12 protein-coding genes and 1 pseudogene are annotated in these 15,471 nt (G+C 41.6%); 5 read left to right on the top strand and 8 right to left on the bottom strand.

The genetic code is table 11. The features are described from left to right. Nucleotides 1-46: 46 nt before the first annotated feature. Nucleotides 47-982 carry a heme A synthase gene (locus tag HWQ41_RS02065; protein ID WP_292759535.1) on the bottom strand — a complete coding sequence of 312 codons (936 nt, stop codon included), beginning with the start codon at nt 980-982 and terminating at the stop codon, nt 47-49. Nucleotides 983-1,386: 404 nt separating this feature from the next. On the opposite strand from HWQ41_RS02065, the gene HWQ41_RS02060 reads away from it, so the two are divergent. The 5 genes from HWQ41_RS02060 (at nt 1,387) to HWQ41_RS02040 (ending at nt 8,429) form a co-directional block, all read left to right on the top strand. Further along, the gene (locus HWQ41_RS02060) at nt 1,387-2,475 is read left to right on the top strand and encodes a cytochrome c oxidase subunit II (RefSeq protein ID WP_292759533.1); all 1,089 of its coding nucleotides are present in this window, start codon (nt 1,387-1,389) and stop codon (nt 2,473-2,475) included. A gap of 67 nt (nt 2,476-2,542) precedes the next feature. Beyond that, entirely contained in the window at nt 2,543-4,279 is a 1,737-nt protein-coding gene (ctaD, locus tag HWQ41_RS02055) for a cytochrome c oxidase subunit I (RefSeq protein ID WP_292759539.1), read from the top strand. 143 nt (nt 4,280-4,422) lie between these two features. Then, nucleotides 4,423-5,049, top strand: coding sequence for a heme-copper oxidase subunit III (locus HWQ41_RS02050; RefSeq protein WP_292759537.1), 627 nt, complete (start codon nt 4,423-4,425; stop codon nt 5,047-5,049). Nucleotides 5,050-5,974: 925 nt separating this feature from the next. Further along, entirely contained in the window at nt 5,975-7,246 is a 1,272-nt protein-coding gene (locus HWQ41_RS02045; RefSeq protein ID WP_292759531.1) for a serine/threonine-protein kinase, read from the top strand. 112 nt (nt 7,247-7,358) lie between these two features. Then, nucleotides 7,359-8,429, top strand: a complete 1,071-nt coding sequence (locus HWQ41_RS02040; RefSeq protein WP_292759529.1) for a substrate-binding domain-containing protein — start codon at nt 7,359-7,361, stop codon at nt 8,427-8,429. Nucleotides 8,430-8,525: 96 nt separating this feature from the next. Here the strand turns inward: HWQ41_RS02040 and HWQ41_RS02035 are convergent, their stop codons facing one another. The 7 genes and pseudogenes from HWQ41_RS02035 to HWQ41_RS02005 form a co-directional block, all read right to left on the bottom strand. After that, nucleotides 8,526-8,864, bottom strand: a complete 339-nt coding sequence (locus HWQ41_RS02035) for an XRE family transcriptional regulator (protein ID WP_292759527.1) — start codon at nt 8,862-8,864, stop codon at nt 8,526-8,528. 13 nt (nt 8,865-8,877) lie between these two features. Continuing rightward, nucleotides 8,878-9,246, bottom strand: coding sequence for a type II toxin-antitoxin system RelE/ParE family toxin (locus tag HWQ41_RS02030; RefSeq protein ID WP_292759525.1), 369 nt, complete (start codon nt 9,244-9,246; stop codon nt 8,878-8,880). Between the two features lie 194 nt (nt 9,247-9,440). Further along, nucleotides 9,441-9,776, bottom strand: coding sequence for a XisI protein (locus HWQ41_RS02025; protein ID WP_292759524.1), 336 nt, complete (start codon nt 9,774-9,776; stop codon nt 9,441-9,443). After that, nucleotides 9,764-10,180: pseudogene (locus HWQ41_RS02020) on the bottom strand (XisH family protein). The gene HWQ41_RS02025 and the pseudogene HWQ41_RS02020 overlap by 13 nt, the downstream one beginning before the upstream one ends. Before the next feature lie 92 nt (nt 10,181-10,272). Beyond that, the gene (locus HWQ41_RS02015) at nt 10,273-12,123 is read right to left on the bottom strand and encodes a tetratricopeptide repeat protein (RefSeq protein WP_292759522.1); all 1,851 of its coding nucleotides are present in this window, start codon (nt 12,121-12,123) and stop codon (nt 10,273-10,275) included. Further along, nucleotides 12,113-13,405 (bottom strand): ATP-binding protein, encoded by a 1,293-nt coding sequence (locus HWQ41_RS02010; RefSeq protein ID WP_292759520.1) that lies wholly within the window; start codon nt 13,403-13,405, stop codon nt 12,113-12,115. Before HWQ41_RS02010 ends, HWQ41_RS02015 begins: the two co-directional genes overlap by 11 nt. Before the next feature lie 767 nt (nt 13,406-14,172). Further along, nucleotides 14,173-15,420 carry an alpha-L-fucosidase gene (locus HWQ41_RS02005; protein WP_292759518.1) on the bottom strand — a complete coding sequence of 416 codons (1,248 nt, stop codon included), beginning with the start codon at nt 15,418-15,420 and terminating at the stop codon, nt 14,173-14,175. Nucleotides 15,421-15,471 lie beyond the last annotated feature (51 nt).

Raw genomic sequence — 15,471 nt, 5'->3', positions numbered from 1 at the left:
GACTGGGGACTGGGGACACGTAGACCAATGCCCAATGCCGCACTATCTACTCAACACTCAGCACTCGTGAATCAGCACTAACTGAGTCACGTAGTGATAAAACTGTGAAAGCCACCAAAGTACCCAGCAAAGCAGCTCCTATAGCTTGGTGAGAGACGGTGAGAGGCTCGACTTGGAGATGTAATTTGAAGGTGGCGACTCCCAACAAGATTTGTAAGGTCAACAACGCACCAGCCATATTTGCCAGTCGCCGCAAGGCTGGATGTAGTGCTGGTGTCCGCCAACAGATAAATACCATTGCCAAGGTTGCCACTGTTGGCGGCACTAAACCAGCAATATGGCTGTACATCACAGTACAAAGTTGAGAACCACCGAGGCATTGATGTAGCGCCCAGCGAGAACCTACCAAAGCACCTAACAAACTTTGCAGATAAACCAAAACAGCAGCAGTTAAACCGACCCAAGGCAACTTACCAACGGTTCCATTGCCCTGATAGGGTGTGAGTGCCGTGCCGATAATCAGGAGGGTGGTAAAAAACAACAGCGCCGTTCCTAAGTGGGCGGTAACGATATCAAACCGCAACAGTTCGGTAACGGTGAGTCCCCCCAAGATACCTTGGAAGACGATTAAAAACAGGGCGAATGTGGATGCCCAAGGTAGCCAAGCGGGTAAGAAACGACGATGCCACCAGGATAAACCGAAGAGTGCGATCGCGCTTACACCAATTAAAGCTGCATCCAATCTGTGAAACCACTCCAAAAACACTTGGAAATTCATTTGCTTGGCTGGCACGAGTTCGCCATAGCATAAGGGCCAGTCTGGACAAGCAAGCCCAGCATTCATCACGCGGGTGGCACTGCCTATGGCCATCAAAATTAAGGTGGCTATGCACATTTTCCACACCAAGCGCCGAATCATTTCCTTGGGCTTTTGCTGCTGAAGCGCCGCTTCGTTTTGTTGTTCTAGGACAAATTCGCTCATGAACGATACCTTCTGCCCGCTCTTGGTGGATCTCTTAAAATTTTCAATTTTCTTTTAGTGTCCCATCTTCACCCTAGCGTATAGGCTAAAGGTTTATAGATTAGCACTCACTTATACTTTGAATCACTCCAGCAATGTTTTGCCCGAAGCTTTAGGTATTTTTCAAGATGTGAGAAATTAATTAATGGCAATTAATTTAAGCATCCTAAATTTTTTCTTAAATTTTTGCACTGATTTACATCTATTTTTGGCGTTACACGATATGAGACTCATACTCAAGATTAGTAAAATAGTCAAAAAAATTAATAAAAATTTCAGACCTTTGGACTCCATCTCTTACAGCCTAGACTACCTTAGTAAGTGGGTAGCTTTGAGCTAACGTAGTAAATTCATTTAAGTAAGCCGTGAAGATTCCAAGTTCAATCTGGACATTACTCATTGGCATCGTGCTAACGCTAGCCAGCTTTTGGTACGGTCAAAATCACGGTCTGTTGCCAACAGCAGCAACGGATGAAGCCGTCTTGGTGGATGGTCTATTCAACACGATGATGATCGTTTCTACAGGTATATTCCTGTTAGTCGAAGGTATTTTAATTTACTCTGCATTTAAATATCGCCGACGTGCAGGTGACAATGAAGACGGCCCACCAGTTGAGGGCAATGTACCTTTAGAAATTCTCTGGACAGCGATCCCAGCAATTATCGTTATCGGTATTTCTGTTTACAGCTTTGATGTCTACAACGAAATCGGTGGCTTTGATCCCCATGCTATCCATGAAGCACCGATGAATCAGGAGTCAATGAAAATGCTAGGTCATGGGAGTGCGATGGCTGCAACTTTAAACGATACTGCTGGCAGCACCGCACCCAACCTCAATCAAGAAAAATCTGAGCAGGCAATGCAAGACCCAGCTACCGCAGAAGTCCGCAATGCTGACCAAATTCCCCAACTGCGGAATGCCCCAGGTGTAGGTATTGTTGCTCCGACAATTGGGGGCAGTCCTGAAAAAGCAGGCAAACCAGCAGAATTACAAGTCAACGTCACTGGTCTACAATATGCTTGGATTTTCACCTATCCTGAAACTGGTATAACTACAGGTGAAATGCACGTCCCTATCGGGCGAGAAGTGCAAATCAATATGACAGCCAACGATGTGATTCACGCCTTCTGGGTGCCAGAGTTCCGCCTGAAACAAGATGCGATCCCCGGTAGGCAAAGCGAGATTCGCTTCACCCCCAAAAAAGCAGGAGATTATGTTCTGATCTGTGCTGAACTTTGTGGCCCCTACCACGGTGCAATGAGAGCGCCAGTAGTTGTTGAGTCAGAAGAAGCCTTTGACAAATGGGTACAAGAACAGCTAGTTGCTAGCAAAGAAACACTAAATCAAGCGATCGCTGTTAACCCTGCCGATCTATCCCCAAATGAATTTCTCGCTCCTTACACCAAGGACATGGGAATTCAGCCAGAAATACTCCATCAAGTTCACCATTAATCAACATGTTATTTAGTCAAAATCCAATGACTAATGACTAATGACTAATGACCAATGACTAATGACTATGACCCAAGCTCAGTTGCAAGAAACTGCCAATATCCCTGCCCTTCTTGAGGAACCAGGGATCAGAAAATGGCAAGACTTCTTTGGCTTTCAAACCGACCATAAGGTGATTGGGATTCAATACCTAGTCACTTCGTTTATTTTCTACTGCATTGGCGGCGTAATGGCTGAATTGGTTCGCACAGAACTGCGAACCCCAGAGGTAGATTTTGTTACCCCAGAAGTCTACAATAGTCTGTTCACACTGCACGCCACGATCATGATTTTCCTTTGGATCGTGCCAACAGGGGCAGGGTTTGCTAACTATCTAATTCCCCTGATGATTGGGGCAAAAGATATGGCATTTCCGCGGCTGAATGCTGTTGCCTTTTGGATGATTCCCCCTGCGGGTGTGTTGCTGATCGCCAGTTTAGTGGTGGGCGATGCACCAGATGCCGGTTGGACTTCCTACCCTCCCCTGAGTTTAGTAACAGGACAAGTGGGCGAAGGCATTTGGATTATGAGTGTTCTGCTGCTGGGTACGTCCTCAATTTTGGGGTCGATAAATTTCCTGGTAACATTGATCAAGATGCGTATCCCCAGCATGGACATACACAAAATGCCCTTGTTCTGCTGGGCGATGTTCGCCACTTCGTCACTGGTTTTGGTATCAACCCCAGTCTTAGCAGCAGGTCTGATTCTGCTTTCCTTTGACTTAATTGCCGGGACAACATTTTTTAACCCAACTGGCGGTGGCGACCCAGTAGTATATCAGCACATGTTCTGGTTTTACTCCCACCCAGCGGTTTACATTATGATTTTGCCCTTCTTTGGGGCAATTTCAGAAATTATCCCCATTCATTCCCGCAAGCCAATTTTTGGCTATAAAGCGATCGCTTATTCCTCTCTTGCAATTAGCTTTCTGGGGCTAATTGTTTGGGCGCACCACATGTTTACCAGCGGTATCCCCGGTTGGTTGCGGATGTTCTTTATGATCACCACTATGATCATTGCCGTACCCACGGGAATTAAAATATTTAGCTGGTTAGCAACCATGTGGGGTGGAAAAATCCAGCTTAACAGTGCCATGCTATTTGCCATCGGCTTTGTTGGCACCTTTGTGATTGGTGGGATTAGTGGCGTGATGTTGGCAGCAGTGCCCTTTGATATTCACGTTCACGACACTTATTTTGTGGTTGCACACCTGCACTACGTGCTATTTGGCGGTAGCGTGTTAGGGATTTTTGCTGGCATTTACCACTGGTTCCCGAAAATTACGGGACGAATGATAAACGAATTTTGGGGTAAGGTTCACTTTGCCTTGACTATTGTCGGTCTAAACATGACCTTCTTACCTATGCACAAGCTAGGTTTAATGGGCATGAATCGCCGTATCGCCCAATATGACCCCAAATTCACCACATTGAACGAAATCTGCACGTATGGTTCTTATATACTGGCAGTCTCGACATTGCCCTTCATCATCAATGCGATTTGGAGTTGGTTGTACGGCGAGAAAGCTGGTAATAATCCTTGGAGGGCACTTACCTTAGAGTGGATGACTACCTCACCACCTGCGATCGAAAATTTTGATCAAACTCCAGTACTGGCTACGGGCCCCTACGACTACGGTTTGGAAAGGGCTAAAGAAGATGTACCTTTGTATGATCCCAATCCATTATTATCTGGTGGCCCAAACTCAGTATTAAGAGCAGAACCCGACCCAGAGGTTGCTGCAAATCCCGAAGACCGGAAATAAACAGGGGACTGGGGACTGGGGACTAGGGACTAGGGACTGGGGACTGGTTAATTAATTCTCTTCCCAATGCCCAATGCCCAATGCCCCATGCCCAATGCCCAATGCCTAATGCCCCATACCCAATTCCCCACTTATCAAAATTCATGCAAAGTCAAATAATTGACCCAGCTAAAACCGAACTGAATCATCACCACGCAGAGTCAGCAGCAGTTGGTCATCATGAAGAACATCCAGACCATCGCCTGTTTGGACTGTTTGTCTTTCTGATTGCTGAAGGGATGATTTTTATGGGACTGTTCGGAGCCTACTTGGCTTTCCGTGCTACCTTACCTGTGTGGCCCCCAGCCGGTACTCCAGAATTAGAACTATTGCTACCTGGAGTCAACACCATCAATCTAATTTCTAGTAGTTTTGTCATGCACAATGCCGACACTGCGATCAAAAAGAACGATACACGGAGTGCGCGAATCTGGTTAGCAATTACCGCTGCAATGGGTGCTACTTTCTTGATAGGTCAAGTATATGAATATACCCATTTAGAATTTGGTTTAACTACCAATTTATTTGCTAGTTCATTTTACGTTTTGACTGGTTTCCACGGATTGCACGTTACCATCGGCGTTTTGGCAATTGTTGCCGTGTTGTGGCGATCGCGCGTTCCGGGTCACTACAGTAACGAAAAGCACTTTGGCATTGAAGCAGCCGAAATCTACTGGCACTTTGTTGACGTGATTTGGATTATTTTGTTCGGATTACTGTATCTACTGTGAGTATTAATTATTAGTTGTTCACTCCACGCGAACAACTTAATAGGCCCCCACTAGGGGGCTTTTTTAATTAACAGAATGCTGCCGTTGCAGCTAGCTGCCCTGATGTCAGATTATTTTAACTAGGACTTACGCAAAACTACCATGTGTAGTTTTGCGTAAGTCCTACAATAAATAAAGTTCGCAAATTTACGCGGATTTAATTGAAGGAAAGGCAGTCCTAATATTTTTTCTAGTAATAAAAGTGGAAATTTGAAGTTCTTGGAGAGAGCGCAAGCATTGGAATTCGCCATTTTGCTTTCTCATTTGAGTAATTCACGTACTCAAGACAACTATCGCCTTTCTGCAAAAGCCATTAGAGATTTTCCAGAATTTTAAGTAGATCGAGATAATAAAAGGTGAGTGATTGACAACTAACACCTATTTACCTGAAAAACCATCACTCGATATTTACCTCAAGGACTTACCTGTTCTTTTTTAGTTCTGTTGAACTCACGTTGATATGACAACGCGATCGCGGTTAGTAATGACTAAAATCTGCTAACAAAATTGTGGTGGACACTGTAAGGATATTTGTGCTTTTAAATTCCACTGTTCAAGGTTTTGTCAGTAATTAGACCCAACAGTTAAAATAAATAAACCTTCTGACTCCTGAATGTTGTCCTCTGCCCGCAGTTATAAATACTGTGGACTAGTGTTAAATTTACTTAAGTGATAAAATTATTAAACTATTCCAGAAATAAATTTTATATTAAGATACCTATAAAGGTATTAAATGAACCAATCAAGCGACTAACCATAAAACTGCTCCAAAGCATAGGTCGCCTGAAAAGCTGACTGCCTCAAATACCAAGAACTCTAGCGGCAGGTATTCATAACCTCACTCAAGCTCTGAATGGTCAGCAAATTAGCAAGTAGTATACGCCACATGAGCCAGAACCCTCTAGTCAGAAAAACACTCCGAAGTCGCTTTGAGACTGTCAAACTGCTGAGAAGCGGCGGATCTGGTAATACTTACTTCTTAAGAGGTGCTATACGTAATGGAGATAAACACTCTCTGGCTACAAAAATACTTCGGAATCGCTTTGAAATTGTCAAACACTTAGGAAGCGGAGGATCTGGTGATACCTACTTAGCCGTAGATCGGGATTTACCAGGACAACCCCATTGTGTCGTCAAACATTTCCACCCAAAAGATCCCAATCCTGCGGTTGTAGCGATCGCTAAAAGGCTATTTGATCGGGAAGCGGAAGTTTTATATCAGCTAGGCAACGAGCACGATCAAATCCCTAGACTGTTTGCCCATTTTAATGAAGATGGGGATTTCTATTTAGTCCAGCAATTTATTGACGGTCATGCCTTGACTCAAGAAATTGTACCAGGTCAGCATCTTAGCGAGAATGCAGTTTTAAATTTATTAAGAGAGATTCTGGAAGTGCTGGCCTTCGTCCACCAACATAATATTATTCACCGAGATATTAAGCCCCAAAATTTAATGCGGCGGCACACCGATCAGAAGATTGTGCTAATTGACTTTGGGAGTATTAAGAAAATTAGTGCTTTGGGAGCAGGCTTAACAATTGCTGTTGGGACTCCTGGCTATATGCCAAGCGAACAGGCTAAGGGAAAGCCAAAACTTTGCAGCGATATTTATGCAGTCGGGATGATTGGCATTCAAGCTTTGACAGGTTTAATACCTGAGCAACTACAAGAAGATCCCAATACTGGAGAAGTTATCTGGCGCGATAAAGCACAGGTAAGTGGCGCTCTTGCAAATGTTTTAGACACAATGGTTTGCGATCGCTATAACCAGCGTTACCAATCTGCTACAGAAGCTTTGCAAGCGCTTAATTCTGATCTGGTATTGTCACAGTCCTCACAATCTGCTGACATAAACCAAAATACTGATGATAACTATTTGCTAACTTATAAAAACTTTCTTTTGCTACTGGGAATAGGGCTTGGTGCTATCACTAGTTTGATAGTAATAGTTTTAATCTATATATTTATTAATACGAATACATCGCATCCAAACCAACCTACTCAATTAAATAATTTTATAGAAAAATTGATGGGTAGACAGTTGACTAATGTTAATATGAATAGCCTAGTAGTCAAATCAGCAGCTAACAGAAAAGTCTATAAAAGTAATTCCACCATTACAAAGACTACCAAAAAGCAAATTGAATCTCAACATTAGAAACAATTAATCATCTACCAGCAATCATATAACTGCCTTATTCCAGATTTGCTTTTAACCTAAATATTTAGAGATTCCTGTAGTATAAATAAAATAAACAACATTTCAAGATATGGACAATACAAATCCCAAAAAAGCTTTAGTTAATACGGAAATCGGCCTCTTTCTCAGAGGTTTGATTATTGGTAAAGTCCTGACACTTATAGTTATTGGCGGACTGCTTTGGTGGTTACTGAAGCCGAATTTATTGTCCCGCAGCAGCGTTAATTCCTCTAATCAAAGTTCCAACACCGGCTCTACTACTACATCAACTTTTCAGACAGTTGCTGATGTCCCCACTGCCTCATTTAATTACGGAGGCAGTACAGCTTGGGCATCTATCCGGCAATTGGTAGATTCTCAAATCCAGAGCGACCGCCCGGAACTACAATTACGTTACGTAGACCCTGTTAATGGTAGCCCTGGTTCTAGCTCAGGCATTCGGATGTTGCTTGATGGACAACTGGACTTTGCTCAGTCCTCCCGTCCCCTTACAGATGAAGAACAAGCGATCGCAAGAGAGCGAGGCTTCACCCTTGAGCAACGTCAGGTGGGTATGGATGGCATAGCAGTGATAGTCAACCCATCACTCAATGTGCCAGGTTTAACTGTTGAGCAATTGCAGAAAATTTATTTGGGGCAAATTACTAACTGGAATCAAGTAGGTGGGCCAAACCTAGCCATCACACCTTTCTCCCAACAACCAAAGGACGCAGATACAGTAATATTCAGCAATAGCGACTTGAAGGGGCAAGCACTTAGCTCGAATGTGCAGTATGTCTACTCTACTACAGAGGCAGTGCGCCAACTCAGTAAAACCCCTGGTGGTATCTATTACGCTTCTGCCCGTTCAGTAGTACCTCAATGTAGTGTGAAGGCTTTGCCATTGGGTCGGACTTCTGGTCAGCTAATTCCCCCCTATCGTGAACCGATGGTGTCGCCTGAGCAATGTCCACGTCAGCGCAACCAGCTAAATACTCAGGCGATCAAAAATGGCAGCTATCCGATTATTGCTAACTTGTTTGTGATTATTAAGCAGAATAAAGGTCGGGAACAGCAGATTGGGGATGCCTATGCCAAACTTTTATTAACTGACCAGGGGCAAAAGGCAATTGCCCAAGCTGGTTTCGTCGCGGTTCGCTAGTAGATTTGAAGAACAATTAAGCCCCTTTCCACAGCTCCCCGACTTATTAAAGAAGTCGAGGAGCCAGGGTAAGCCGCACTCTCGATCACAGGTCATTCAAATTGCTACCTCCTCTGATTCTTCAATTTCGGAAATACCTATTAGGGTAATGGGTGGACAGTTGGGAAATTCAACAACAAGTCGTAACTCACCTCCCATCGCAGCAATGTACTTCCGTAAAGTTGAGAGCATCAAATCAGTATGCTGTTCCAGACGAGAAACATTCCCTTGGTCGATTTGGAGAAGTTGCGCCATCTGTTCCTGAGTGAGTTTGAGTGCCAGTCTCAATTGCTGTCGCGTCATTTCCTCGGCGATGAGCAAGTTAGATTCTTCTTCAATCTTTTTACGTCGTTCCGGTGACAACTGTTCTAGTTTTTCCTTTAAAGTTTTCCCCATCAGTTAGTTATCCTCACTTTTCCTCTTGTTGAGTCTTGAGTTGAGCTAAGTGTGCGTCAAATCTCTCATCAGCTGTTTTGATCAGTTGCTTATAAAAACGACTTTCACTAGCACCAGATTTGTCACCTGCGACTAGCAATATTGCATTTCGTCTTGGGTCGAATGCAAATGCGACACGCCAAACACCATCTGCTGCTTTAAACCTTAATTCCTTCATGTTGCTGTGGCGCGAACCGTTAAGCGTATCAACATGAGGCCGTCCTAGTTCAAAACCAAAAGCTTCCAATACGTTGGTATAGGCAAGTAACTTGTTTTGCACTTCTTCTGGTAGAGCATCAAATTCTGGCTCAAAATCCTGATGAAATTCAACAACCCAACTCATTAATTATGCACTCAAATATATATATTTTCAAGAGTATATTACAAGTTGCCAAGCGCAAAATCGACAGTTGAGCATCGCACTTTCTATGACACGATTATTTTATGCGTTAGCGTAGCTCGCCGCAGGCATCGCTTTTCTATCCATTCACTGCTTGTTCAATATTCATCACTTGAGTTGAAAATATTTATTCACATTTACTCGACAGCATAAGAGGTAAATTGGCGTTTAAAAGGAGAATGGAATCCAATGACTATATCAGAAGGGGGTACACCTAACTCAACCAATCGTTCAGCAACAGACTCTTCTGTACCGTTATACTGAATCCATATTTTCCCATTTTGAATATCAAAATGCATGACCGGGACAAATACCCGCTTATCTCCTTGCCAGCCAACGTAAGCTAATTGATAATGGTCGTTTTCACTATCAATAATTAGTTCTGAATTGACTGTATCCGTGTTAGTTCTAATTTGTGCATGTTCTGTCAATATTTGTTTTATTAGTTGTCGATAATGTTTTATCTTATCCATTGCCGAATCTCCTCCTGTTTAGGATCATAGACTATTAACTTAACTTGGTAACGTTGAAGGGCACGTTGCACGAAGGGGAGTTGAAAAAAATTTTGGTAGGTTTCGCTAGGCACAGCTAAGTATACGATTCTGTCTGCTTCTTGTTCTTCTAGAGCTTGGCAGTAATTGAGATATTGTCCGAGTGCAGTATGAAATTCACTGATATCTGAATCTGCAATAAAACTATTAATTTAAACAGCTATTTTCTCTGTATTACGTTCTGCGGCAATAGAATTTTCAGCCGCTAAATCTATTTGTAGTTTAATTGCTTCACTAATCCGAATTGTAAACGGGTCGTGAGTAATTATCCACCCATCTTTGATTAATGCTTTTTTTACCTGTTGATGGAAAACATCTTTAGCCATTTTGCTATCTCTAGATTAGAGTCTCAAAATGAAAATATGCCATTTTTTATTGTATTTTAGCGTTTAGCTTAACCCAAAATGATATTTTTGCTCTATGTAATGCGTTCCCCGTTCGCGGAGCGTCTCGCAGAGAAGGGGTTGTCGTTCGCGCAGCGTGTCGTAGACAAGACATCGCACTCTCCATTATTCTGCATCGCTGCGGCAAGTTTTTCTAGATTTTGACGAACAGTGACACTACGGAGATGATTTACGCCCCAAACTCGTTCACAAATATCTAAAGCTTGCAAATAAAGAGGTTTTGCTTCGTTGTAACGTTCTGTCTCACGATAGATTTCTGCCAAATTGTTGAGACTTTCGGCAACATTGGGATGATTTTCTCCCAATAGGTGCTTGTCAAGTTCTAAGGCTTTTATACATAAGGGTTCCGCTTCATTGTAACGCCCCTGCTCCCTATACATATAACCCAAAGCGTAGATAGTATCTGCTAAAAGCGGATGCGCCTTTTGCAATAGACGCTGCTTAAGTTCCAATGATTGCAAAAACAAAGATTCGGCTTGATCGTAGCGTTTTTGAGCGCGGTATATTAAACCTAAATTGTGCAAATCTGTTGCAACATCAGGATTCTCTTCTCCCAAAAATCGCTTATCTAATTCTATTGCTTGTTGCGACAACGGTTCAGCTTCACTATAACGTCCTTGATGATAATAAAGTAGCGCTAAATTATTCAGGATGAGAGCGAAAGAAGGATGATTTTCGCCAAGCAAATGTTTTTCGAGTTCTAATGATTGCAGATACAAAGGTTCTGCTGACTCATAACGTCCTTGTTCATCATATAGTAGTGCCAAATTGTTCAGACTGACGACAACATCGGCATGGTTTTCTCCCCACAGGCATTTCCTCAGTTCCAAAGCTTGTTGATATAGGAGTTCCGCTTTACTATATTGTCCAGTAGATTTGTAGAGTCCCGCCAAATTATTCAGGCTAGTAGCAAAAGAAGGATGGTCGTCTCCTAAAAGGCGTTTCCTTATTTCTAAAGCTTGTTGATATAATGGTTCGGCTTCGCTGTATTGTCCTGTTGCACGATATATTCCTGCTAAATTGTTGAGGCTAGTAGCTAAGTCTATCTGCAAACCTAATTCATTTTGTAGCTCACTGGCCTGACGCCAATACTTAATTGCTAATTCTTGTTCTTCTTGATAATTTTGAGATTCACCCCGATCTAATCTGCTGCGGTAAATATCACCTAAGCTTGAATATAAGGTAGCCAAGGTGGGGTCTTTAATTCCCCGTTCCTGTTCTACTTTCTCGATTAGCTTTTGTAAATCTTGGATGGGCAAGAAAAAGAGGTTATTTTCATTAGTATCTGTGCTGGCTAATTCTGTGTCTCTAAAAACAAAGCGTATATGTTCTAGTTCTTTACCAGGAATAGCATTCGTCTTTTTAGATTCAAACCGAAATACACCGTTGCGCCAACTCCAAAAATCAGGAGCTTTTTTAATCAGGTTGACTAAAATTTGATTAGTTACCCAAAGCACGATCGCAAAAGGAAACTCGCGCAATCCTTCCCTTGTCCACTGTAAGTAACCAAAAAATTTCTCCTGTTCTGATTGCTCATTTTCAAGTCTGAGAAAATAAAGCTGTTCAGCACCCGTCACAGTGATTACCGCCGGGTTCTGCTGACGAAGATATTCTTCTTGTTGTACCAGTTGGTTAAGAGCAGCTTTGAGGCTTGGTTCTTGACGTGCTAAAGTCACTCGATATGGACGAAACTTAGGTTGTAGTTCGGCTTCATACTGGGCAATAATCTCATCACGAAAATTAGCATCATTGCAAACTGCTATCAGTAAATTCAATCCCCGCTTTTGAGCTTCAATAGAAACAATTAGATCATCATACGCATCTTGATTTTCTCCCTCATCATCTGATAATTCTTCATTTAACATTAATAGCTCCCTGTCTTCTCAAGCTTTCTATAATAATTGGATGAACATCGTACCAAGTTTCATCAGTGCGATATTCTAGAACATACAGCCCGTGTAGCAAATCCAAAAACTCTGCTTGTTTGGGGTCATTGGGCATAAATTGTTCATAAACACTCTGCAAAATATCTATATCAAGTTTTCCTAAACGTATGGAAAAATCATTGCGAATTTTATTGATTGCTTGAAGGAGAATTTTATCATCAATGATAACTTCTGCTGACGGATTTCGCCGGATAGTCCGCAAACAAATGCGGCAACATTCCTTAGCAATACGAATTAACTCTCGCAATACGCCACCACTGTAAATTACCATTTTTTCAGCAGTTTCTGCGGCGATTAATTCACTGGATATCCGCTTTTGTAAAACTTCACCGAGAATCTTTGTTGCTTCTGGGCGAGGTTGGGCGTTAGGGAAGCGATTTTTACCTTTTTCAAAGATTTTTAACACAGGCATTGCTACAACCTGGTCGTTGGTTTCAGTGGCAATTATTGTGCTGATAAATGTTTCACGAAGTACTGCGATCGGGATAGTGTAAATAATTTGAAAATTAGGTTGACAAAGAGCTTTAATGTTATCTCTATAAATTTCGTTAACTCTTCCTAAGTCAAGTTTATCTAAATCATCTATAATTACTAAAACGTTTTGCTTAGTTGCAGCTTGAATAAGAGCAGCAATTTCATTAATTCTGGCAACTAAATCTGATAACTTACGTTCAAATTCTTGCTTAATTTCATCCCGAACGCTAGCATCAGCTTTTAATTTAGAGCTAATCAATTTTAGGAGGTCAAAACCTATGCTAGCTTCTGCCTGCAAATTTAATTCTTCAGTGCGAGTGCGGGTAGCAAACCACTTATAAAGAGCTTCTTTAGTAGATTGAGGAATATCAACTTGGCGTGCTTCTGCCTCTGTCATTAAATTAACTGCGATCGCAAACAGTATATTAATATGATTAACCGCCGACATTTCAATTTTGTCAGCAATAGAGAATAGAACTACAAAATATTTATTTTGAATTTGTCTGCTAAACTCAGCTAACAAAGTAGACTTACCACATCCCCGATGTCCTGTAAAGACAATTTTGCCATCTCGATTGGGACTATCTTCCACTAATTGGTTAAGGTCTGCAATGAAATCATCACCATATTGGACTCTAAATCTTTCCATTTCGTTCCGTTCCATCAACGGAAACAGTTCGAGATTGCTGTATGCTTCTTGAAAGGAGTTTAATAAGTCTTGAGTCATTGCATAGTGCCGTAAAGGTGCTAACTATCCATATAATGGCTCATGATTTTTGAAGTAAAAGTTAAGGTAATTACAATTTTCATAACTCCGTCAATAAATGACTACTAGGTGGATACTGTCTTATGTTTTCAAAGACGATACTCTACCTTATATAATCCCAACAGAGAAACAAGTAATAGAGGTGAATATAAATAAGAATGAATGATAGATTATACATTCGATAAATATAAATAAATAATAGATTATACATTTGAAATAGCGAAAGCTACCTAACAAATAAAATTTTCATTTATAAAATAAAATTTTCCACATCCTGCATTTGTGTCCCCTTTGCTATTTTTGCTACAGTAGCGGTATCTGAACTTACGGGAGCGGTATCTGAACTTACGGGAGCGGTATCTGAACTTATGGGAGCGGTATCTGAACTTATGGGAGCGGTATCTGAACTTATGGGAGCGGTATTCGTTACAACATTGGTCGTCTACATTGAAACATTTATGATTAACATTCAAGTTTTCGTAAAAATTCCTATTGCAGCTTTCAGTAAACTTGAGTGGATTGGGACTATGCAGCCCAGAAGTTAATTAACTTTTGGGCGTAATGTTAAGACTAGCCAGATTTTAGAATCTGCGTTGGCTAATTTGGATGGTTTTTTCGTTACTCAACACACAAGGGAGTAACACTCTAAAAGTGGGTGGCACAAAGCGCCCGCTTTATAGCGATGGGGCGAATGTTAAAACTTGGTAACAGGTTTATATGTTAATTACTCAAGAATCAATATCAATACAAATCACTGTGGCGTATGGATTAATTGCCGATTCAGGTACATAAATTGTTAATTCTCCTAAAGGATTAGAATTGAGGATAGAATCTATAATTGCACAGCGACTTGTATAAGTCAGTGGTGTACCATCAGCAAGAACAGACACCGATTTCACTCGTTTGATAGGCACACCCCTAACCGATATTGTCTCGTAAGGTTTCATTAATAGGTGTAGATAAATGCGATCGCCTTTACGAGTTGAGGGGCCATAAAATTGCCACGGTTCTAATCCTGGGGTTGTATCAAGTATACTTTCAGAGTGGCTAGACATCCAATCAGCTATATCTTTGAGACGCTCTAACTGCTCAACAGGGATTTGCCCATTACCCATTGGACTAACATTGAGCAAGAGGTTGCCTCCTTTGCCTGCTACTTCGCACATTGTATGAATTAGCTGACGAGAAGACTTAAAGGAATGATCATCGGAATTATATCCCCAACTTTCATTGATAGTCAGACAGGTTTCCCAAGGATGAGCAGGTGGGTGAGGAGGAATAAACTGCTCAGGAGTTTCAAAGTCTCCACAATTTGGGAGACGATCATTGATGAGAATATTGGGTTGTAAATCACGAATCATTTTTGCTAATTCTTGAGCCTGCCATTGCTCTGGAGTGCGTTCCCAACTCCCATCAAACCAAATGATGTCAATCTGACCGTAGTTGGTCAATAATTCTCGTATCTGATTGAACATAAATTGGATATATCGCTCCCACTGTTGTGGTGTAGGTTGAGGTAGTTGGTCAAAGCGATAAGGTTTATCTGCTTCTGTAAAAGCAGGATAGTCTGGATGATGCCAGTCTGAAAGTGAAAAATAAAGACCAATACGCAATCCTACAGAGCGCATCGCTTCTATAAATTCACGTACAATGTCTTTTTTGTAAGGTGCAGATGCAATTGAAAAGTTTGATTCTTGGGTATGGAATAGTGCAAAACCATCGTGATGCTTGGTCGTTAATATGACATATTGCATTCCTAAACTTTTTGCTAAATATGCCCATTCTTGAGGATTGTATTGCTGTGGATTGAAAGTATCAGCTGTGCAATAATATTTTTCAACTGGAATATCTTTGCAAAAAGGCAGGCTGAATACACCCCCAACTAAGGGCCAAGATAACTCACATCCTTGCTGAGAACTATGCCCCCAATGAATAAACATCCCCAATCTAGCTGTATTAAACCAGTTATTCATCATGGTGAAATTTGTCCATAATTGTGCTTAATTTGAAGATAATATACCTCTTTG

Source organism: Nostoc sp. NOS(2021) (assembly GCF_017115025.1).
Taxonomy (GTDB): domain Bacteria; phylum Cyanobacteriota; class Cyanobacteriia; order Cyanobacteriales; family Nostocaceae; genus Nostoc.
This window is presented reverse-complemented; position numbering and strand designations above follow the sequence as displayed.